The organism is Paenibacillus sp. Y568, assembly GCF_059445545.1.
On the sequence record NZ_JCAIUM010000008.1, the window covers coordinates 59,918 to 81,980 of the forward strand.

The window sequence follows — 22,063 nt, forward strand, 5'->3', positions numbered from 1 at the left end:
TGATCATATGTATGATGTTGTAAATAAACGCAATTGACCTCATGATGTGTAGAGTTTGTAAATAAGGTTATTAGTCATCCTTTTTTCTTAATTTTCAATAGGTTCAACATTAATTAGATCCACAATAAATTCATTCTTGACACTGTCGAATTTATATGTGATATGGAATTCACATACATATGTTGGCGATACTCCAACAGATCCCGTGATGTTTAATCTTATTTTTTGATTCTCTACTTCATAAATAACTACACCACCGAAAGCGAGCTCATCTTGATGGTAATTCGGAGCTGGATCATAATCATAATCAAAGTTATACTCTTTTCCTTGCGTTTTAACTATAATCGCTAAACCACCATTATCATTTTTAGCTACATACGATTCAATCTGGTCGGCAACAATGTCCAAATAACTTTGTACTTTAATCTCTGAGAAATCTTCGGTATTAATTACTTGAATATCATAGGTATCTAATCCTGTCCCACGGCCGATCTGGATGATAATTACGGTTTCTTTACCATCACCCTTAAGATCAGTATAGAATACCTGCGGTTTGGTTCCCGTATCAGGGATTTTCCAATTAAAGTATTTTTGACTTCCATTAATATTTAAGGTTACCCCTTCTATTCCATTCTTCGTTTCTTTAGTCGCATAAAGTTTTACTTCTTCATTTCTTGAAGTACTAATCAATTTTGCATCAGTTTCTTTCGTAACACCTCTTCCATTTCGCTGCCAAATCCATAATAACTAGTTTCTATAATTAACATTGCTTGCAATATCAGCTATAATTTTATTATTAATTAACTCAGTCCAAGGGGAAATAGATCAATATGAACTTACAATTATTAACGAGTTACTGTCTGTCAAAAAAGGGCAGCCTAGAGGATTATCCATTCGGTGACGATGTCCTAGTCATAAAAGTTGTATCCAAAATGTTTGCATTGATTTCTAACCAAAATAACCATCTAAAAATCAGTTTGAAATGTGATCCATTTATGGCGGAAAGTTTACGACAACAATACACTTCGATTACTCCGGGATATCACTTAAACAAAAACCACTGGAACACGATCTTGATCGATGGTACTCTTTCAGAACTAGAATTATGTAAAATGATAGATCACTCTTATGAATTGGTCTTTAAAGGGTTGAAAAAGTCAGAGAAAGATGCAATTAACCAATAGTATCATTTAGAGTTACAGCTTTATTTCGATCATTTAAAAAGTAAACTATACACCGACCGAATCAATTTCGGAGTCTATATAAACCGTTCTGATTAGCACTGTACATCTTTGCGGCATTTCAGTGATCGCAATCAGCATGGTGAGCAAGCACTAATAGTGTATGCAGTTGTAAAATAACCCTCTTCCTCCATTGGCATAGTTCACACGAAGGTCAAGAGGGTTATCATCTTTTAGCATTGCTGCCTCCCTTCTAACAAAGAAGGCAAATCACCTCCTAGTCGAAGACCGAGAAGGATGCTCCTCCCTTCGATAAATCACTGTCTTTTGTTACATGTCCCCAACAATATTGATAATATTTCCTTCCGTGTCCGCAAATGAAGCAAACACCATGCCGATCTCGGAAATTTCGGTTCGTTGCGTCGCGATTTCACCGCCGCACTTCAAGATTCGTTCAATCATTCCATCTACATCGTCGACCCTAATTACTAGGCGCGGTTCCTTCAATTCTTCGCTGCGTTTAACGATTTCACCGTTTATAGCACCCACTATATTTTTGTTTGCGTAAACTTCTTCCTTGTTCCAACCGAAAACTTGCCCATAAAAATTCCATGCCCGTTCCTCATCATCTGTCGGAATTTGAAACCAAGTAACTTTATTTGAGGGTATCATCGTGGTTCCTCCACTCTTTAATTATTAACATATATCCTATTATATGGATAAATTACTGGCAGCACAATGTTATTCATAGCATACCAATACACAGCGATTTATCCATTAACGCACTCAATACACTTCACTTTTTGTACAAAGCTCAGACCCTGAGCGATCCACGGAACCCTCTGGCGCCATAGTAAGATTCTGCACCGTTATGATACACAAAGACATGACCGTAGCGGTAATCAGCAAAGATAGCACCGCCGAGTTTTCTAATGTCAGATGGTGTTTTCACCCAGCTCGATGTTTTCATATCGAAATTTCCAAGGTTCAGTAGTTCCCGATACTGTTCTTCTGTTAACAGCTCAATGCCCATCGTACCCGCCATTTCAATAGCGCTATTTTCCGGTTTATGTTGTTTCCTTGACTCTAGTGCTTCATTGTCGTAACAAACACTTCTGCGACCTTTAGGACTTTCTGCTGAACAGTCATAGAAAATGTATTCGCCCGTCTCTTCATCATAACCAACAACATCCGGTTCACCGTCGGTTCTCTCCATTTCATTGAGTGACCATAGTTTCTCAGTATTAGCTTCCAGCTTTGTCTGTACGTTAGTCCATACAATATCTTTATGGCGGTTTATGTTTTTTTCAAACCGTGTTTCCAATGCTCTAAGTAGTTCTGCACGTTGTTCTGGTGACAACTTACATTCTTCATTTTTCATAATTACAAACCTCCTTGAAGTTTTCGAGAACTCACTTCATATATTATTTTATTCTACTAATTTACTTTATTTTAATTTAAGACTTTTAGCTATACTTAAAGCCGTCTGTTCATCAACATCTTGAGTCTTAAAATGTAGATCGTACGCCTTATTCTTATCCTTTAGAACAAAGTAGATGTGTGTGGATCCAGTTACAGTCAAATCACCCGATGCAGCTGGAGGTGTTTGTTTTAACTTTTCCAGTACGGCTTCTGTAAAATAACCTTCTAGTTTTTTGGATTCAATGACCTCTGTATGATTGGATCGTAATTGAAAAATAGGTTGGTCTGGATAGTATTCGACTACATCAACTCCACCTATCACGTTTCCATTTTTTTCGAAAGACAAGGATGAAAAAGGTAGTGTTCTTATGGACCAATCTTCAGGAGTAGTTAGTTCGTATAAGTCAGGTTGAGTGTTCTTCTTGATTTCTGTGTTGGTATTCCCAACTCTTGCCCCAATGATCGAAGCACCAATTATTACTACCATTAGAAGTACTAATGAAATGAATAGATTAACTCTCTTCTTTTTCTTATAGTTCATGATCTCCCCCAGCCGCTACTATTCATTTTTTCTAACCTTCTTATTAGTTTACACTTTTTCCCATAACTATTAAACCGTGATTCCTTCTACATTCCCCGCTGCTGTCTCCCTATAAATTCGATAAAGTCGGATATTCAGATGATATTTGGTAAAAAATATGCCGTATTAACTTTAAATTTGATATGCAAATAGTGTAAGGTATATAAGTTATCATTAAAAGTTTCATTTTTTAAGAATGGAGGGTTTGTTTTTGAAAATTGTTTATATTCTTTCTATCGTTCCTTTTATAGGCATTTTGGGGTTACTTCCTTTTGTCAATAGAATAGAACCATATGTATTAGGGATGCCTTTTTATATGTTCTGGATGGCGATGTGGGTGGTCCTTACGTCCGTTATTTTGGGTATCATGTATAAGTTGGACCCTAGAAACCGGGAAGGTGAACAGGAATGAATATTGCCCTTCTCATTATTACAGGATTTTTACTTCTATCGATCTGGCTAGGAATTCGTTCAACCAAGGGAAAAGATATGAATTTGGAGCAGTGGACGGTTGGAGGACGCGGATTTGGTGCAGTATTCGTCTTTCTATTGATGGCTGGAGAAATTTATACGACCTTTTCCTTTCTTGGCGGTAGCGGCTGGGCGTATGGTAAAGGTGCACCTGCTTTATACGTCCTTATCTACATAACATTGTCTTATGTATTGTCCTATTGGCTTCTTCCAGAAATATGGGAATATGCCAAAAAACATAATCTAATGTCTCAATCTGATTTTTTTGCAAGTAAGTATAAAAGCCCTATTCTAGGGATCCTATCTGCGCTTGTTGGTGTAGTGTCGATGATTCCTGTGATTGTCGTACAGTTAAAAGGTCTAGGGATTATTGTATCTGAAGCCTCTTATGGCGCCATATCCATATCTACCGCGGTTTGGATGGGTGCCATCTGTCTTACTATTTATGTGATGCTTTCTGGCATACACGGCTCAGCTTGGATAGCTGTCATTAAAGATATCATGATGCTCGTGATCATAGGGTTCTTAGGAATTTATCTTCCTATTCATTACTATGGTGGTTTCCAAGCAATGTTTGAAGCTATTCATGTAGTTAAACCTGAATTTCTAAAACTTCCTGATCAGGGACTCAGTATTTCGTGGTTTATATCCACAGTAATTTTACTCGTATTCGGGTTTTACATGTGGCCCCAAGTCTTCAGTGCAGTCTATTCGGCCCGTAGTGGGAAAGTATTTCGCAAAAATGCGATTATCAGCCCGTTATATACACTCATGTTGTTATTTGTCTTTTTCGTAGGGTTTGCTGCCATATTGAAAGTGCCTGGACTCGAAGGAGCCGATGCAGATCTCTCCTTACTCCGTCTTTCGATCGAGACCTTTGATCCATGGTTTATCGGCATCATTGGTGGAGCTGGTCTGTTGACCGCATTAGTACCGGGGTCTATGCTATTAATGAGTGTAGCAACACTGCTATCAAAGAACGTCTTCAAAGAGTTCGTACCTTCAATCTCTGATCAGACTGTTGTAAGATTAGCAAAATGCCTTGTTCCTGTGATAGCCCTTATATCGGTGTACTTCACTTTAAACGGTGGCGAGACAATGTCTGCATTAATACTCATGGGATATAGCTTAATCACACAATTATTCCCTTCGCTTCTCTTTAGTCTAAGAAAGAATAATTTCGTTCATAAATATGGCGCTATCGCTGGGATTATCTGCGGCTTAGCTATCGTAGCTTATGTTACGATTAGTGATTCAACCATTGGTTCCTTGTTTCCATCTTTACCACAGGCAGCGAAGGATTTGAATGTTGGAATTATCGCTTTATCAGTCAATCTCCTTGTTATGATAGCAGTAAGTCTTGCTGTTAGAAGAGCCCAACACAAATAAAAGGCAAACCAAGAACCCATAAATTTTCGTACCTAGAATGGACCACTAATCACACGGATACCCTGTGTTTAGTGGCCTTTTTAGTTATATATCCGAGTGAGTCCTGCTATAGAATAGACTAGGTTCGATACACGATACTCGAAAAACACAAAGTCTTACAACCCGAACGAGGAATGAGCCCTGTTCCTAATACTTTCAAAAAAAGGCTACTTCCAGCCTTTTAGAGAGGTGTTTGTATCACACATCTTATACTAGATTCACATAAACTACGAAAACAGAAAAAAAGGAGTGAATGCACATGGCAACTCCCCCTATTCCAAACGGTTCGGTAACATCGACCACCATTGCTGACGGCGCAGTCACTTCTATTAAGTTGGATCCTGAGACAAACGGTTACGTGAACGTCCGATCCTTCGGGGCCAAAGGTAACGGTATCCAGGACGACACCGTAGCCATTCAAAATGCAATTAATGCTGGGAACACCAACCGCAAAGTTGTGATCTTCCCACCCGGCGTATACAAAGTCTCTTCCGGGCACATGCGTAATCCTTCACTTTTGGACTGGTGGTGCCTTCGTATGCCAACCGGAAGCAATCTACACTTCGAACCCGGATCCAAGTTGGTGCTTGCCTCGAACCCACCATCAGATACTCGGGTTCTCGTCATCTTCAACGTTTCTAACATCACGATATCTGGCAGTCTCGAAATAGATGGAAGTGCTTCCACCGTGAAATCAGCAGTCAACGATCAGCTTCACGGCTTGTTCATTTCTTCCGCACAAAGTGTAAGGATCGAATCGGTGTACTCCCATGATTGTTATGGTGATAATATTTTTATTGGTGGTACAGAAGAAGATCCATCCATCAATGTACAAATCGGCTATGTGCGCTGTGAAATGGCTGGACGAAAAAACTTCGTTCTCCATTTCGTAGATCAGCTTCATGTCAACAGAGCGGTACTAAACAATAGTCTTGGTGGTGCTCCAGAATTTAAAGGAGCCAACTCACTCGATTTGGAACCCGACGAGTTCAAAGGAACACGTAGCTTTTATCAACGAATCGACTCGTTGACTACCATTGGCTTCGGTAATGATCTATCTGCTGGACTTACGGATGCCATTGCAAGACGTTGGACACTCGACATCGGTTCTCTCGACATGCGTGTGGCTGGAACGACGAATCCTGCATTATTGTCATATGGACTAACGATGAACATTAGCCATTTGACGATCCGCTCCACAGATCATAAAGCCACTTACGGTCTTCAGACGATTTATTCGCAGTTTATCGATATCGCGAGTGCTAGATTCGATGGTATAGGCGGCCCTGCAATTTACTCAGCCTTCAATGCTGCTGGTGGTAAGCCAAGGTTGCACATCGGCTCGCTAGGAATGTACGGATCGGGTTCTACGCTGGCAAGTGGCGTTCGAATCGACGGAGGAGATCTTTATGTAGGGACACTCGATGCACAAGACTTAATAGGGAGTACTTTGCAATTATTCACCACGGAATCTAATACAATGGCAACTGTCGATAATATGATCGTCCGTAACAGTGGTACCAATCAGGTAGTATTGGTCTCCTCCTATGGTGCCGCTAAACCTTCCTTGCATCTTAACAATGTAGCCGTCTTTGATACTCGAAACGTAAAGGTGAAACGCATTCTTGAATTCGAAACGTTGATAGGTATGCAAGGTACGTCACTTGGCACCTTGTACAATCCGTATTCACTTACGGAATGGTTCTCCACCTACGGCAACTTCAACCGGGCACTTCGCCTCACCGGAGGTACACTGCTTCCAGCAGTATTCATGGTGGAAGGTTCTCCTGAGGGTAGCCTCACTGCTCCGGTCGGAAGTCTAGCTATGCGAACAGATGGTGCAGCGCAAACTACCTTGTATGTAAAGGAGAGCGGCACGGGTTCGACAGGCTGGAAGGCTAAATAATCAAATATAATCATTTCATCTGGACAGTTTGGTCCAGGTGGAATACATATCACATCAACAACTCATGACTTAAGTCACGAGCTTGTAACTGCCCAGAAGTGCGAACGATAACTTGCGAATCTCCTTCCTTAGTATGGCGTTACATCAGGGCAGGTTGACAGCTACCCAACTACAAAAGATATGCTTATGTAGTTACTTCAACGATGTACTCAATTCCTTTTCGTTGAAGATTCATTGCTCCTACACGATCATCATTAGATGTGTATTGGCACGTTTTGCAACAAAAAACATGATTCTTCTTGTCTCGATTTGCCTTCTCTGTATGACCACATTTCGGACATGTCTGCGAAGTGTATTTTGGATCAACTGCAATAACTTTCGAGCCAGACATAACAGATTTATATTCAAGCATTTGACGGAACTGAAAGAAAGACCAAGATACGAACACATAACGATCGAAGCAAGAAAGGATACGTAATAAGCTGAACCCCCCGTATATATACAAATAGCTCCGCACATTGATGATCATCATCCTGAAACAACCACTCCCGTCCTCCCTTATTCCGTAAACAGACGTTCCTTAAGTGAATTTACTTCTGTCAAATCTGCACTCCAGTAGTAAACCTTAGACCCGACTAACGGATCAGGTCCGAAACTGTTTTTACCAGGAATTTGCTCATATGTGAAATCATCAGATTCCATGCCCTTGAACAACCAAGCAAGACTGATCAAGTCACTGTCACTAAAGCTTGTATCGATAATGTCATTCTTCTCTTTCAGTAGTAATCCAGCTAGGTCAGGAATATGCTCGGGTTCCAGTAGCTGTTCAGCCACGGCTCGAACGATATGGAATTGTTCCCGTTGACGACTGAAATCGCCATCTTTGGTGGAATACCTTTCCCTCGCTAGGTAGAGTGCATGCTCTCCATCCAGATGTTGCTCGCCTTTCTTGATCGTAATCTCGGGGGTTATGGTCACATCCTGGTCGATGACCATATCGACCCCACCGATCGAATCTATGAAATCACGTACCCCGGAGAAATTTGTCTTGATGTAGTGATGTATGGGGATATTCATAAAGTCGCTGATGGCCTGGACGAGTGTCAACGTTCCCTGCTGATTACCACCCTTTGACTCACCAACAATATGAGCATGATTGATCTTGGTATAACCCACCTTTTGCACATAAACCCGAGTATCTCGCGGTATCGAGACGATATTTACCTTCCGCTGACTCGGCATTACATGTGCAACCATGATCGTGTCTGCTCGCGAGATTTCCCCACCCCAAGTATCGGTTCCAATTAACACAACATTAAAGGATGAGGTTTCTTTTTCTGAAGCAGCTTGTGATGCAGTGGGCACTTGCGTAGATGGTAGAAATCCTTCCGTATTAGGAAGACGATTTGGCGTGTCCACCGACTGCTCCATCCCCTCAGCCATTGGATAAATTTTCGAACTGGGTATCGTCAGGGGATTAAGGACAGCCTTTTGGAATCGATGTTCCGAATGTAACACTCCCCAGATCCAGGTACCAGCCACTACAATCAGAATAAGTAACCCAATGAATCCGACTCTTCTAATCCGTCTCACCAATGCACCTCCACCTGTAATCGATCATTGAGGAAAAAAATTATAGGATAACAGAAGGATATATAGGTGTCTTACTCCGATTTAACCCAATTCCGATACGACCGAATACATAGGATCCACCTGGGATGCGATTCGCTATGTTCATTATAATGGCCGAACCCACAACACACCCGATAAATTGTAGCCCAACACTGAGTAGCCCTAAGTCTTGGAACCCGAACGAGGAAGGAAGTTTGGCAAACACTGCCAACAATAATGGATGAAGCAAATATATCCCAAAGGAGTACCTACTACTCCACTCCAGGACACGTGGTACTGTCCGCATCGATGAGGCCACCATGAAGAGTAACAGGATCATGCTCAAACTGAATAGAAACATATCTATTCGCTTGGAACTATGTGCTGTAATCCAGCCTTGCCCATTAACGAACAGCACAAGCGCCCCAGTTAATACCGGAAGTGTGTACACGTACCATCGGAACTGTTTCAGCTTTTCCCGGAACCATGTCTCATTGCGTCCTAAGTAATAGGCCACGGTGAAATAGAAAATCCACCCTGGGGAGAATATCCAGTACATTTTATCCCAAATATAATGAGTGACTACCGTATCAACAGGCTTAGTGAAATTAAAGAAGCCTAAGTAAACTACGTTTATAACGAACGACACAATCAGAATACTTTGAGGCGAGAATCGCTTCGCATGCTTTTGAAACAAGATGTGTAGAGCGTAGAACTGAAAGATAATAAGGATAAAGTACCCGTGAAAATCGCCAAGAAGCAGATGACGCCAAAGATAATACCAACAAGCCTGAATAAGTGAAACACCTTGACTGCTCGACATTTCAAATCCTTTTAATCCTGCATATAAAGCACCGAAAAAAATGTACGGCAGGAAAATATATTTGATCCGTTTCTCCCAAAACCTCGCTGGAATTCCATCTGGGTAAGCAAATGATAGTACGAATTGGGAGATAAACACGAATACCGGTGTACCGAACGTAAGCAATAGACCCACTGATTCCACCCAAGGTGTATTTCCGTCGTCGTAAACCCGATATAAGGCATGCAGTAGCGCAATACTTAAGCAGGCTATGCTACGCAGAACGAACATTTCCGTATTCATTTTGCGTTCCATGATGGTTGCCTCCTTCCATTGTTGCGATTAGTTATCCACTGCTCTTCCTACAGTCAACCGGGCGACAATCGTCTTCTCTAGCCCCATCTTAAGATCATGGTCTGGTGACCAAGACATCAATTCTTGTGCTTTACTATTGTTTAAATAGCTGTGAAGAATATCGCCCGGTCGTTCCTGTTGGTAGGTTGTCAAGAAATTTCGACCTGTAGTATCACCGATCATCCCAACAATGGTATTAATCGAGGTCGCTACTCCACAACTTATGTTCATTGTCTGATTGTCCACCATTTCATCTGTCTGAACCGCATTTACAAATGCTTTTGCCACATCCTCTACATAGACGAAATCCCTTGTCTGTTCCCCGTCCCCATAAATAACAAGACCTTTGCCATCTTTCATTCGATCCAGAAAAACCGAGACGACCCCAGCTTCCCCATGTGAACTTTGCCTTGGTCCATACACATTCGCAAGACGGAGAATCGTATACTTAAGCCCATGCATACTAGCGAACTGTCGAATGTAAAACTCAGGAACACTTTTGGATACGCCATAGCAGGATTGAGGATTTAAAGGATGCATCTCATCAATGCTTAAATATTCAGGATTTCCGTATACAGCTGCCGAAGAGGCGTATACAATTTTGTGCACACTATGGGTCTGACACAAGCGCAGAACGTTTAGTGTTCCGAGAATATTCACGTTCGCATCAAACAACGGATTCCTCTGTGATTCTCTTACATCAATCTGCGCAGCCAAATGAATGACAGCATCTGGTTTCTCCCGGCCAAACACATCATCGAGTGCCTCGTCCTGAATATCATATTTATGTAGAACTGCCGATGGATTCTTATAGAACGAGCCAGAAGCACCAGATAGATTATCTACAATCACGGTCTCAACGCCATGTCTTATGAGCCGATCAACAACATGCGACCCAATAAATCCAAGCCCTCCTGTTACTAATACTTTCAAATAAAAAAGCTCCTTTCGCCCTATTAGAGTGGTGTTTGTACCACACATGAGTCCCCTATCCCCGACGATTCGGTGACAACGACCATCATGGCTGACAGCGCAGTCACTTCTATTATTGGTGGTACAGCAGAAAGACCAGATGGGCTACGTAAACCTCTTCTGAATACATGACTTTATCGTCTCAATTACACGTTCCTGATTCTCCTCCGATAAAGAACTTCCAGAGGGTAGGCATATCCCGGTTGTGAACAATTGATCAGCCACGCTATATCCCTCTAAGTAAGGATAATAGAAGGTGCTTGCGAACAAAGGCTGCAAATGAAGTGGTTTCCATACACGTCTAGCTTCAATATTGTGATGTTCCAAGCAAGCCAAGAGTTGATTGGAAGAGACACCCACAATCTCTTCATCAATCGTTACAGCACTCAACCAACGAGTGCTTCGGCCATTCGGGGCTTCTGGCATGAAATGGAGTCCCGATATAGAACTCAAGTGGTCCATGTACGTCTGACTAATATGTCTACGTCGTTCGACTCGCTCCTCAAGAAGTTCTAATTGCCCCCGACCAATAGCTGCTAATAGGTTGCTGAGCCGATAGTTGTAACCCATCTCGGAGTGTTGATAGTGTGGTGCAACGTCACGGGCTTGCGTAGACCAGAACCGTGCCTGTTCTAACGCATCGATATCGTCCGACACCAGCATACCTCCACCTGAGGTCGTAATGATCTTATTGCCATTGAATGAATAGATGCCGAATCGTCCCCAGGTACCACTTGCCTTTCCATGATAAACAGCACCAAGCGATTCGGCAGCATCTTCAATCAACGTGATCCCATACCGATCGGCGATGTCGACAATAGGCTTCATGTCTGCGCTCTGTCCATACAAATTGACAACAATAGCTGCTTTGGGCAGGATTCCTTTCTCATTCAAATCTCGGCAAGCCCGCTGAAATGCTAGTGGACACATGTTCCATGTCACGGGCTCTGAGTCGACGAATACGGGCGTAGCACCCATATATAGAATAGGATTAGCGCTCGCAACGAATGTGAGCGTCGAACAAATCACGTAATCACCTTGCGAGACACCCGCAAGACGCAGTGCGAGATGAATCGCTGCCGTTCCAGAGCTTAACGCAAGTGCGCCCTTCGAACCTGTGTAGGTGGCCATCTCTCTCTCAAAAGCGTCGACATGCGGGCCAATTGGAGCGATCCATCCCGATTGGAATGCGTCCGTCACATAGGCCTGCTCACGACCGCTAATATGCGGAGGGGATAATAGGATCCGTTCCTGTATGCTAGGTTGAATAATACTCATGCGAAGCTCCCTTCTCTATCTAGATAATTAAGTCTAGATAGAATACATATCAACTTATTTAACAGCGTGATCCAAGGTGTTTTGTTCCAAAAAAGCTGGTTGTCTATACAGTGGAAAGTAATTTCCTTCTACGTGAATGTCATTGAGCGACAGAATCCGATCATACAGTTCGGGAAAGAATATACGCTTACCTAAACAAAAGTCTAGTGGTTCTAGGTGAGTACCGAACCTATGTTTGAATTGAAATAAGTTATCATTCCCCTTATAACCCCCACCAAGATGAAAACGTTCAAATCCATTCTCCATCCCCCATAAAGCTGCTGCGTGAATGAGCATTTTGGTCGGTGACCAATGTAGATATTCCCTATCCCACCCACACAGGTGATAATGCATCCAGGGTCGCTCATGGATCACAATGCAGGCCGCTACTGTTTTCTCCCCGTCCATGGCTTCGAACAGTTCTAAGTTTCCCGTAAGCAAATGGGATGTATCCCTGATAAATTTTTGCGTGAAATAATAGAAAGAATCCGCCTGTAAATCTTTTAACGTTCCATAATACAAAGTGCTAAAGGGCTCGATCCGAGCCCGCAGATCCGACTTGCGAATTGTAAATGGTGATGACTTTATTTTGCGAATGTTTCTTTGATGATTACTACAATAGTTCTTCATTAGCTCCGACTCCGAATCAACTCTCAAATCCATATAAGCTGTATTCCGAATGAAGTCCGTCTTTAACCCGCTTTGGTATTCGGTGGCATTACCTATTAACGGGTGAAAGCGTACAAACTCGGTCAGGATCCGCTTCTCTCTGCAGTATTCGGAGAAAGCTTCCCCGAATTGCCTGTACAACTCAGTTCGTTCAGCTCCCGGTGAAACATTAGATATCGGTCCACCGTATCCATAAGGCGTGCTGATATCGTACCATTCACCTTCCAATCCCAGTTTGATTATTGCGGGAAGGTGACTAATCGTTCGAAGCAAGTACGGATACATAATGAGCTGGTCCCCAAGCTTATATACAAACAGCTCCGCGCGTTGATGTTCTTCATCCTCGAACAACCGAAAATAAGCTGAGGAGAAATAGATATCCTTCTCGTACATCTGATTCAAATAGGAATCCCATTCATCCGATTGCGAGCTATGAAGCACGATAAAGCTACTCATACAACTCCTCCTGATTCTCTAATATTTTGATCATTCGAATACTTTCACTGCTTAAGATCAGACGAGGATCTATCTCAGGCAAGAATGCATCCGGCGAAAGTACAAGTAATTTCCGTGCTCTATCCAATTCGTTAAGCACATTGGTCAGATGATAGCATCCGTCCCACTCCCCACTTTGCGTTTGGATACGATAATACCGTTCACCTAGCCGTCCCACTATTGAAGTCTTTTGTTTCGTCCTAATCCTAAAAGAAGAAAACCCATACTTTATATGATGTGCTTCTGCCATTGGATAATCATCAATGATGTAGTCCAACCCGGGCGATTCATCACGCTGAGCTACAGCTGTATTAGCATCTTCCATAGCATTCAACGATTTGCCCAAGTCCCCCTCGTACCAGTAAGTACGCCCTTCCTCTGAAAAACCAAGCCGAAGATACCAAGCATGGGCTTGTTCATTCCATGAAAACACATCCAATGCCAACTTATTAACGCCTTCCAATCGAGCTAACTTCTCACCGTACGCCACGAGCTGACCGCCGATACCATACTTGCGATAAGCAGCATCTACGTTCAAATTGTTTAGAACAAACATCTGTTCCATTCTTCGCCACTCAGCGAATCCAATGAGAAGATCTCCTGAATAAGCACCGATCAGAAGTGTCGTAGAATGGCTCCCACACTTACAAGCCGCTTGTAGATAAGCAGCGTAACCCGAACAAGCAAAAATGGTCTGATTATATACCTGCTCAGGTAAATAGCACCGCAAGAGCCGGCATGCATGGTAAATATCATCTTCATGCAGCGGACTAAACCGCACATTCATGCCGATCCCTCCTTTTTATTCATCCTGTACTCATCTAAGGGAAGACTATGCTGTCCGGGATTTTCTACAATGTCATCTTGTCGAATTACCTTCAGCACTGTTTTGCATAAGATTAGAGTATCTAGTCGTAAACTTAACTTTTCGACATAAGTAACATCATAAGAAAGCCGCTCTTTCCAAGGTAAAAGGTTACGCCCAGACACCTGCGCTAGTCCCGTAATACCCGGTCTTTCAGTGAATCGCAACTTCTCCCGTTCCGAGTAATATGGGCTGTAACGCATGAGCAGAGGTCTCGGTCCAATCAGGCTCATTTCTCCCTTCACCACATTCACCAATTGCGGTAGCTCATCTAGACTCAGTCTCCGAATCTTCCCTCCGAACTTCACAAAACGGCGATCATCCGATAATAGTCGACCCTCCGTATCGTACAGTTCAGCCATGGATCGAAACTTGTAGATGTAGAATGGTTTCTCTCCTCTTCCTGGTCGCTTCTGCTTGAACAAGATTGGGCTTCCCAGCTTCATCCAAATCAACAACGACACCACAGCCATGACTGGACTAAACAGACATAACATTAAGGTCGCTCCTACTATATCGCAGCCTCGTTTCATATAGCGATACATGTAAGTACACCTCCTAACCTTCTCTTTTTGCTTAAAAAGAAGTGCCTTAATTATGAATTCACCTCCGCCTCATGACGGATCAATTCTTCCGTAATCATCCTGTCTCCCTTTTTCCTAGGAAATCTTGATCACATTTTTATCGCTCATATTCCTACATGAACTTCAGTTGGTATTCGTTCAAGCTCATGACTGCTTACCTGCAATTCTTCTTGAAATCCCGTATAACTTGGTATAAGTTGCTTTAATAGTTTTTTGATCTGTTGACTGCTCGGAACATATTCGTAACGCTTACACAAATTCTCCAGAACACCAAGCACCATATGCATTTCGGACCTAGAGACGCTTTGCGGACGGCTGATCATAATCCGATAGTTCTGGGTAACAATCAACCCTTCCTCTTCCGTCAACAGTTCCTCATATAGCTTTTCACCAGGACGAATGCCGGTGATCACAATGGAAATATCCTTCTCAGGTTCCAATCCCGACAAGCGAATTAAATCCCGTGCCAAATCATATATACGCACTGGTTTGCCCATGTCTAATACAAACACTTCGCCCCCTTCGGCTAGCACACTAGCCTGAATGACTAACTGTACCGCTTCGGGAATCGTCATGAAATAACGCACCATCTCCATATCCGTCACCGTCACAGGGCCACCATTTGCAATTTGTCTTTTGAATAGGGGGATAACGCTACCTCGACTGCCTAACACATTACCGAAACGAACAGCTGCGAACGCCGTCTTGCTGAACGAATTCTGATCATGAATGATCATTTCCGCCGCTCGCTTCGTAGCTCCCATCACACTGGTCGGATTAACCGCTTTGTCTGACGAGATAAGGATGAATCGCTTGACGCCGTATTTGTCACTCGCCTCCGCTACGTTCCTCGTTCCGATAACATTGTTTTTGACCGCCTCTACTGGATTCATCTCCATCAGTGGAACATGTTTGTGCGCGGCGGCGTGATATACGATCGTAGGTCGGAAACTTTGAAAGACACTTTCGATTCGCGACACATCCTGAATATCTGCAATGATTGGATGAATCACCTGTTGGGGGTATAGTTGGCGTAACTGTTGTTCAATGAGGTAAATACTGTTCTCTCCATGTCCTAACAGCAGCATTTCCTTCGGCCGATACACAGCCAACTGCCGGCACAACTCCGAACCGATTGATCCACCTGCACCCGTGATGAGAATAGTCTCACTTCCTAGATTCTCGCGAATCTCCTCTGTGTCGATCTCTACTGGCGCTCTCCCAAGCAAATCATTCACGGACACTTCACGAATCATATTAACTGCCATTTTTCCATCTAGAATATCTGTCATACTAGGCATCAGCTTGATCTGGGCTTTGGTAGATTTGCAGATCTCGATAATCTCCAGTACGGCGCTTTGAGGTGCGGTCGGAAGAGCAATAATAATATAGGAAATATCCAATTTCTTAACAGCTTCAGGAATATAACTTCGGTTACCAACAATCGGTAATCCCATCATTTCAAGCTTCTGTTTGGTCGGATCGTCATCAATGAAAGCGATCGGATTCATGAACTTAAATTTGGAATGCTTGATATCTTTGGTAACAAGGATCCCTGCCTTCCCCGCTCCTACGATAAGTAGATTCCCTTCGAATGAATCTTTCGCTCTCGGTATCACAACCCCATCATTTAGGAGACGGCTGACCATTCGTATCCCAGTAATACCGAGAAATACATATCCCGATGTTAAATAAATAGAAATTGGCAGACGGTAGGAAGGAACGAGTATATGCGCAGATACATTCACAATGATAACTCCAACGAATGTTAGGACGGTCACTTTAAGTAGCAACAATATCTCTCCCATACTGGTATATCGCCACATACTGTTATATGCTTTGAAACCGAAAGAACAGGAAATATGTACCGTAATGTATGTGATTATCGCTACTGGAAGCATGTTCATGTAAAGCTGGGGAATCTGAAAATCAAAGCGAAGTAAAAACACAAACAACACTGAAACCGCAACAATCCCCGCATCTAACAAGATCAAACGTACGAGCCTCATACTCCTCATCACTTCTTTCACCCTTATTAACCGAATGTTCACAATAGTCCCTGTACTTATATGTGTGAAATGCCCTATTCCCCAGACAGTGCCTGCCTATCTAAAGGAATCACCGTCCGCTTCGGATCGTTTAGTGCTTCTATATAAATCGAATTCATGTCATGGAGAACCGCAGGTAGCCCGTAACGCGTGATCCTAACCTTGTTCGCTTCCCCCATCGCAGCAGCTAAAGCCGGATCATCACGAAGTTGAAGAATTGCCTTTGCCGTTGCGGCCACATCGTCAACCGGAACCAAAATACCTGTTGATTCATGATCAATCAGATCGCGAAGTCCACGAATATGCGTGCCGATCACAGGTTTACCTGCTGCCATGGCCTCCATAATCGCCCGGGGTAGGCCCTCGCGATATGACACCAGCGCTACGGCATCACATGCTCTCAGCAGATCTGGTATATCTCGTCGATACCCAAGCATATGGACTCGATTCTGGATCCCCAGCCGATTGGCTAAATCTAGTAGTGCCTGCTGTGATGGACCCGTGCCCGCTAGTGCCAAATGGATGTTATCTGCCCGATCCGTTAACTGATACAGCGCTTCGATCAGTTGTTTCTGGTTCTTATTAGCGTTCAACTCAGCAACACACAGCAAGATAAACGCTGATTCTTCTTCGTCAATTTGAGGTAGACCAAATAATTGATAACGGCTCTCTGTTGTCTCTATTTTGGACGCTGAATGCTCCTCCTGTTCACCGTAGACTTTGAGATCAATCCCAACGCCATTCACATACGTCACTTTATTTCGCACTGGAAATTTGAGGGCACGCTCAAAATCTTCCTTATTAATTGTGATCAGCACATCTGTAAAACGCGCCATCCATCGCTCGAACGGGTAATAAAGCAACCAATTCAGGAGTGGTGCTCCTTTGAAGAAGTGGAAGCCGTGTGCTGTATACAATGTGCAAGGTACGCCTGCCCTACGTGCCGCAATTCGTCCGAGAATCGAAGCGACTGGTGTATGTACATGGACGAAGCGGAATCCTTCCTTACGGAAGCTTTTAGTTAAGATCCGTAGAGCCTTCCAATTCTGTACTTGTAACGGGCTACGTTGAATGGGCACATCGTGGCATACGATCCCCCTTCGTTCCAATTGTTGTCTTTCTTCCCCTGGCTGCGCGTAAGCATGCACTTCGCAGCCCTTTTGCTGCAATAAATCCATGTAAGGTAAATGAAAGTTGCCAAAATGCCCATAAATAGAAGCGACAAAAGCAACTTTTACGGGTACGCTGACTTCAGCCGGGATAATCTTGCTGTTGTTCTTGTTGTGCTTGTTGTTCTGGTTCTGATTGTTGTTGTCGTAGCTCTCGTCCGGTCGTTCGTTCAATCCCCTTGGTTCGATGGTGCAACTCTCCTTTCAATTTCTTGTCCGTTAATTGGATACACGCTGCATTCATAGCCATCATGAACCACCAATAGCGCTGGAATAATGCTTCGATGCCCATGGAAAGTCCAATCATTGCGGCATGAGACAGTAGTAATGCCAAAATAATCGGTCTATGAATGGGATCCGCTGCACGGTAAGAACGGATTCCGACGATGAAGAACCAGACCATAAATCCTCCATACACCATCAACCCTACTAAACCGAATTCCGTCATAAACCAAAGTGGTGTATTATGAATGATAATGCGTAGTTCATAGTTATATGTACCGAGACCAATCCCGAACAACGGGCTTTGTGAAATCCAATCCAACGCTTTGTTAATGATGTCGAGGCGGGACTGAATCTGCGAAGGTCGACTGGACATTGATCCGAGTACATCTAGATAAGCCGTACCTTTAAACAACAGCAATACTACAAAAGCTGTCATAAACCCCATACCGATCTTAATCAATCTCGAAGGATTACTTAGCATAAGCGTAAGTAACACAAGGATTAGACCGATCCACGACGAACGTGAGAAGGTCATCATAATACCACCTGCCAAGGTTACCGTAGCGACTATGCTTACCCATCCCCAAAGGAGCTTCACCCCACTACCACTCGTCATGATATGAATGGCGAACGCCGTCACAAGCAATCCCCCGTATGCATTCGGATCAATCAGCATACCGGACAAACGTCCATCTTGCACCATGAATGGGACCTTCACGCCGCTGAAGAAAGCGAACAGGGCCACGCCATTCAACCATAGTACACTCATCAGAAAGACCCGTAGCATCGTATATAGCCGCTCCCAACTGTCTACGGCCTGAATGAGCATGATATATGTCAGCAAAAGGAGGATAAATCCAACATCCTTTTGCAACAAGGCGTATTGAGTAATGAACCCATTGCGCCAGATGGATACGAATGAGGCTAGGACAAAGATAAGTAACATGCCCCAATGCCATGAGCTGAACTGCCTGCGGTCCAATTTAAGGTGTACACCAGCCGCGAACAAACCTAACAATAAGAAGAGATCCGACGGTGCGAGTCGGAATGCTCCTCCGATATCAAATTGTGCGGGAAGGCATATGATGTAACCCATAACCGCAAACTGAAATAATTTGCTCATCGTGTAGGGGTTGTGTAATGTATCTTTTTTATTAATTGTTCTCTCTACAACGGATGCAGACGCCATACAACCCCCTACTTTCCTATGGGAAACAGCTCTATGTAACCACTTCCCGTTGTACTTGTTTCTTTGCCTGACCGATCACATAAGATAGTACGATCACGCTGCCAACCATCTGTACGAATAATCCCAAGCTTGCTCCTATCGCAGCGCCTATCATCCCGAATTTGGGTACGAATACAAGACAGGCCAGCCCATTCGTTATCACTGTGCACAGAAACAATGGAATCTGCGCTTTGTACTTCCCGGTTGCAGTAATGGCATACCAAAGGTAGGACGAAACAAACACTAACAAGGTAGAGACGAGTAACCAACGAAATAACCCTATCTCTTGTGCCACATCAGGACTGTATACCAAGGTTAGAAGTTGCTGCCCAAACATCCAACCGATGACACATGCAATTGCACTTATCCCAACGCCCACCGCTATCATTCGACGGAGTAAAGAATTAAATTCCTGATGCATCCCACCAGCGTGCCAGCGTGCAAGACGTGGTGTGATGGCTTCTCCCAATGCCGTAACTACCACATTGCATGCCACGATCATGTAGGAGAGCGAAGCGTATATACCTAAGTCGTATTCCCCTTTAAAGTAAGAAATCGCGTATAGTGGAATATTCGTATTAAGCGACATCAGCGCCAACACAACACCAAGCGGCGAACTGACGATCAGCAACTGCCACAGACTACTCTTATTGAAAATTGGAATAAGGGTTGTAAGCGCTCTTGCTTTGCGAGCATCATATCCAATCGTTATAGCCAGCCATCCGATGATCATAACTATTAAAGCTAGATTGAGACTCTGTGTAGGGATGAATACGAATGTGAAGATAAGTATGGAAGACAATCCTTTAGCAGCTCTTGAGATCGAGATTTGATCCAGCCTCTCTTGCTTTTGAACGATACCTAATAAGATATCACTGACGGATTCAACGATCCTATACAAGCTGATGAAGAAAATAACAAGTACTGTGTTCCAGTCAAAACTACTTACGATGATAAAGCCTGCTGTAAATGTGAATGCAACTGCGGTCGTTACTAACCGAAGGCCGATAAAATCCCCAAAGACGTATTTCCCAGATGTGTCCACGATCAAGACTGATCGAAGATGCAGATGTGACAACATGAAGATGGGTGCAGTAACCGCAAGTCCAAGCGAATATTGCCCAACGATTTCCGGTGATCCGAATTTATTGAGTAGTATCACAATGATGAACTGAGCACCTGCGTAAGTGATGTTTCCGAATAAATAACGAAGAGAGGCAAATGACATGATACATCACACCATTCCCGAAGATGAAGCCCAATCGGCAAAATCCTCACTTCGGATCTTCTCACGCCTACTGCTTTTCCGCTGATTCAACACTGCTCCCAGTACATGAGCCCCTTGTTGCTCAAGCAACTGTTTGGCAGAACTCGTGTGCTTCAGCAACACTTTTCCAGATTTCACAACAAGCAGTACCCCCTCAGCCATCCTGGCCAAAGTCAGTGCATCCGAGAATGGGATTAGCACAGATGAAGAGTCGATGACGATTGTATCCCACCGCTCGCTCAGCTCCGCAAATAAATCCTTCATCCCCTCGGAGCCCAGTAATTCAGCCGGATCTGGTGAGATAGGCCCAGAAGTCAGCACAGAAAGTCCCCTTGAATATTTTATAGAATGAATGCAATCTTCCAGCCGAGTTTGATCAACCAGAATGCTGCTCAACCCAACCGAATTGGGAAGATCAAATGCCTTATGTACGGTTGGCGTACGCAGGTCCCCATCCATCAGTAACACAGACCTACCGGTCTCTGCCATCGATATAGCTAGGTTCATGGCCAATGTCGACTTCCCTTCCTCTGGAAGAGAGCTTGTGACTAATAACGACCGAATTTCTCCACCTACTCGGGTATAGCGAATATTGGATCGAATAGTTCGAAAAATAGATGCATTAGCTGATTTCGGTTGTTCCAGGCAATATAGCTTTGGCACTCTCTTCTTCATGTCTAATAACTCCTTCAACTGATTTAGCTTTCGTCCGTACCCGCCGTTTACGTAACTTCAATTTACCCACCGTACCTAGAAGAGGAAGTTGCAGATCAAGCTGAATGTCTTTGGCGCTGTTCACGGTCTTATCCATCAATTCCTTTAAAATAGAAATGGCGATCCCGGCAATCAGCGCTAGTCCAAATGCGACCACCAAATTGAATAGTGGCTTAGGCGATATAGCCTCGGTAGGAACCTTCGCCCGGTCGAGAAGTACAACATTCTCTACCCCCATAATGGATTGTATATTCCCGTTGAATGCCTCCCCGAAACCATTCGCGATATCCGTTGCCTGTTGTGCGTTCGAGTCCGTCACAATAACGGTTGTTAACAGTGACTCACTATTGGTTCTTGTCTTGACATGTTCGAGCAGTTTTTCCGGTGTCATCTTTAATTCGAGCCTTCTAACGACTTCTTCCGCTATCCTACTGCTTCGGATGATCTCCCCGTAAGTTGTTACCAGCTTTTGTCCTGCCATGATGTCATTAATTGCTTTCTCTTGCCTGTCCCCCTGAATAAGAATAGACGCTGTTGCCTCGTATTTCGGTTTCAACACATAATAGCTGACGAAACTGGCGAGTCCCATCGCAGTGATACATAACACAATGATAAACAACAACCTGCGTTTCACTAGTTTCAAAATGCTCCCTAGTTCGAACTCCATCGATTATTTCTCCTAACTAGTTAATGTATTTCTATCCTCTATAAAAATATGATTGTATATTCATATTCTCTTCCTCCCAACATATGTC

21 protein-coding genes and 1 pseudogene are annotated in these 22,063 nt (G+C 43.5%); 4 read left to right on the forward strand and 18 right to left on the reverse strand.

Annotated elements, in window-relative coordinates:
* Window positions 1–87: 87 nt before the first annotated feature.
* Complete coding sequence (locus AC1D7X_RS12905; protein WP_495457191.1) at window positions 88–690, reverse strand: hypothetical protein; 603 nt, start codon at window positions 688–690, stop codon at window positions 88–90.
* Between the two features lie 140 nt (window positions 691–830).
* Here AC1D7X_RS12905 and AC1D7X_RS12910 point away from each other — a divergent pair, with 140 nt between their 5' ends.
* A complete protein-coding gene (locus AC1D7X_RS12910; protein ID WP_495457192.1) occupies window positions 831–1,184 on the forward strand; it encodes an MmcQ/YjbR family DNA-binding protein in 354 nt (117 codons plus the stop codon).
* Between the two features lie 327 nt (window positions 1,185–1,511).
* Here the strand turns inward: AC1D7X_RS12910 and AC1D7X_RS12915 are convergent, their stop codons facing one another.
* The 3 genes from AC1D7X_RS12915 to AC1D7X_RS12925 all read right to left on the reverse strand — a co-directional run bounded on the left by AC1D7X_RS12915 (window position 1,512) and on the right by AC1D7X_RS12925 (window position 3,144).
* Entirely contained in the window at window positions 1,512–1,853 is a 342-nt protein-coding gene (locus AC1D7X_RS12915; protein WP_495475374.1) for a VOC family protein, read from the reverse strand.
* Between the two features lie 142 nt (window positions 1,854–1,995).
* Window positions 1,996–2,562, reverse strand: coding sequence for a DUF4256 domain-containing protein (locus AC1D7X_RS12920; RefSeq protein ID WP_495457194.1), 567 nt, complete (start codon window positions 2,560–2,562; stop codon window positions 1,996–1,998).
* Window positions 2,563–2,628: 66 nt separating this feature from the next.
* Window positions 2,629–3,144, reverse strand: a complete 516-nt coding sequence (locus AC1D7X_RS12925) for a hypothetical protein (protein ID WP_495475375.1) — start codon at window positions 3,142–3,144, stop codon at window positions 2,629–2,631.
* A gap of 250 nt (window positions 3,145–3,394) precedes the next feature.
* On the opposite strand from AC1D7X_RS12925, the gene AC1D7X_RS12930 reads away from it, so the two are divergent.
* From AC1D7X_RS12930 to AC1D7X_RS12940, 3 genes are all read left to right on the forward strand, one after another.
* On the forward strand, window positions 3,395–3,595 hold the full coding sequence (locus tag AC1D7X_RS12930) for a DUF3311 domain-containing protein (RefSeq protein WP_495457196.1): 201 nt from the start codon (window positions 3,395–3,397) through the stop codon (window positions 3,593–3,595).
* The gene (locus AC1D7X_RS12935) at window positions 3,592–5,043 is read left to right on the forward strand and encodes a sodium:solute symporter family protein (protein WP_495475376.1); all 1,452 of its coding nucleotides are present in this window, start codon (window positions 3,592–3,594) and stop codon (window positions 5,041–5,043) included. Before AC1D7X_RS12930 ends, AC1D7X_RS12935 begins: the two co-directional genes overlap by 4 nt.
* Window positions 5,044–5,341: 298 nt before the next feature.
* Entirely contained in the window at window positions 5,342–6,988 is a 1,647-nt protein-coding gene (locus AC1D7X_RS12940; RefSeq protein ID WP_495475377.1) for a glycosyl hydrolase family 28-related protein, read from the forward strand.
* 184 nt (window positions 6,989–7,172) lie between these two features.
* On the opposite strand, the pseudogene AC1D7X_RS12945 reads toward AC1D7X_RS12940, so the two are convergent.
* The 14 genes and pseudogenes from AC1D7X_RS12945 to AC1D7X_RS13010 all read right to left on the reverse strand — a co-directional run.
* A pseudogene (locus tag AC1D7X_RS12945) lies at window positions 7,173–7,445 on the reverse strand (zinc ribbon domain-containing protein); the annotation flags it as partial.
* A gap of 101 nt (window positions 7,446–7,546) precedes the next feature.
* Window positions 7,547–8,581: an LCP family protein gene (locus AC1D7X_RS12950; RefSeq protein WP_495457199.1), complete on the reverse strand. Its 1,035-nt coding sequence runs from the start codon at window positions 8,579–8,581 to the stop codon at window positions 7,547–7,549.
* Between the two features lie 40 nt (window positions 8,582–8,621).
* The gene (locus tag AC1D7X_RS12955; RefSeq protein WP_495457200.1) at window positions 8,622–9,716 is read right to left on the reverse strand and encodes an acyltransferase family protein; all 1,095 of its coding nucleotides are present in this window, start codon (window positions 9,714–9,716) and stop codon (window positions 8,622–8,624) included.
* Window positions 9,717–9,743: 27 nt separating this feature from the next.
* Window positions 9,744–10,688 carry an NAD-dependent epimerase/dehydratase family protein gene (locus tag AC1D7X_RS12960; protein ID WP_495457201.1) on the reverse strand — a complete coding sequence of 315 codons (945 nt, stop codon included), beginning with the start codon at window positions 10,686–10,688 and terminating at the stop codon, window positions 9,744–9,746.
* A gap of 144 nt (window positions 10,689–10,832) precedes the next feature.
* On the reverse strand, window positions 10,833–12,005 hold the full coding sequence (locus AC1D7X_RS12965; RefSeq protein ID WP_495457202.1) for a DegT/DnrJ/EryC1/StrS family aminotransferase: 1,173 nt from the start codon (window positions 12,003–12,005) through the stop codon (window positions 10,833–10,835).
* A gap of 54 nt (window positions 12,006–12,059) precedes the next feature.
* Window positions 12,060–13,169 (reverse strand): GNAT family N-acetyltransferase, encoded by a 1,110-nt coding sequence (locus AC1D7X_RS12970; RefSeq protein ID WP_495457203.1) that lies wholly within the window; start codon window positions 13,167–13,169, stop codon window positions 12,060–12,062.
* Window positions 13,162–13,995: a GNAT family N-acetyltransferase gene (locus AC1D7X_RS12975; RefSeq protein ID WP_495457204.1), complete on the reverse strand. Its 834-nt coding sequence runs from the start codon at window positions 13,993–13,995 to the stop codon at window positions 13,162–13,164. Before AC1D7X_RS12975 ends, AC1D7X_RS12970 begins: the two co-directional genes overlap by 8 nt.
* On the reverse strand, window positions 13,992–14,618 hold the full coding sequence (locus AC1D7X_RS12980; RefSeq protein WP_495475378.1) for a sugar transferase: 627 nt from the start codon (window positions 14,616–14,618) through the stop codon (window positions 13,992–13,994). Before AC1D7X_RS12980 ends, AC1D7X_RS12975 begins: the two co-directional genes overlap by 4 nt.
* Window positions 14,619–14,761: 143 nt before the next feature.
* Complete coding sequence (locus AC1D7X_RS12985) at window positions 14,762–16,675, reverse strand: polysaccharide biosynthesis protein (protein WP_495457206.1); 1,914 nt, start codon at window positions 16,673–16,675, stop codon at window positions 14,762–14,764.
* A gap of 65 nt (window positions 16,676–16,740) precedes the next feature.
* Window positions 16,741–18,048, reverse strand: a complete 1,308-nt coding sequence (locus AC1D7X_RS12990; protein WP_495475379.1) for a glycosyltransferase family 4 protein — start codon at window positions 18,046–18,048, stop codon at window positions 16,741–16,743.
* Window positions 17,957–19,288, reverse strand: coding sequence for an O-antigen ligase family protein (locus AC1D7X_RS12995; protein WP_495475380.1), 1,332 nt, complete (start codon window positions 19,286–19,288; stop codon window positions 17,957–17,959). The genes AC1D7X_RS12990 and AC1D7X_RS12995 overlap by 92 nt, the downstream gene beginning before the upstream one ends.
* Window positions 19,289–19,319: 31 nt before the next feature.
* A complete protein-coding gene (locus tag AC1D7X_RS13000) occupies window positions 19,320–20,555 on the reverse strand; it encodes an oligosaccharide flippase family protein (protein ID WP_495475381.1) in 1,236 nt (411 codons plus the stop codon).
* 6 nt (window positions 20,556–20,561) lie between these two features.
* Window positions 20,562–21,269, reverse strand: a complete 708-nt coding sequence (locus AC1D7X_RS13005; RefSeq protein ID WP_495457210.1) for a CpsD/CapB family tyrosine-protein kinase — start codon at window positions 21,267–21,269, stop codon at window positions 20,562–20,564.
* On the reverse strand, window positions 21,217–21,975 hold the full coding sequence (locus AC1D7X_RS13010) for a YveK family protein (RefSeq protein WP_495457211.1): 759 nt from the start codon (window positions 21,973–21,975) through the stop codon (window positions 21,217–21,219). The genes AC1D7X_RS13005 and AC1D7X_RS13010 overlap by 53 nt, the downstream gene beginning before the upstream one ends.
* Window positions 21,976–22,063 lie beyond the last annotated feature (88 nt).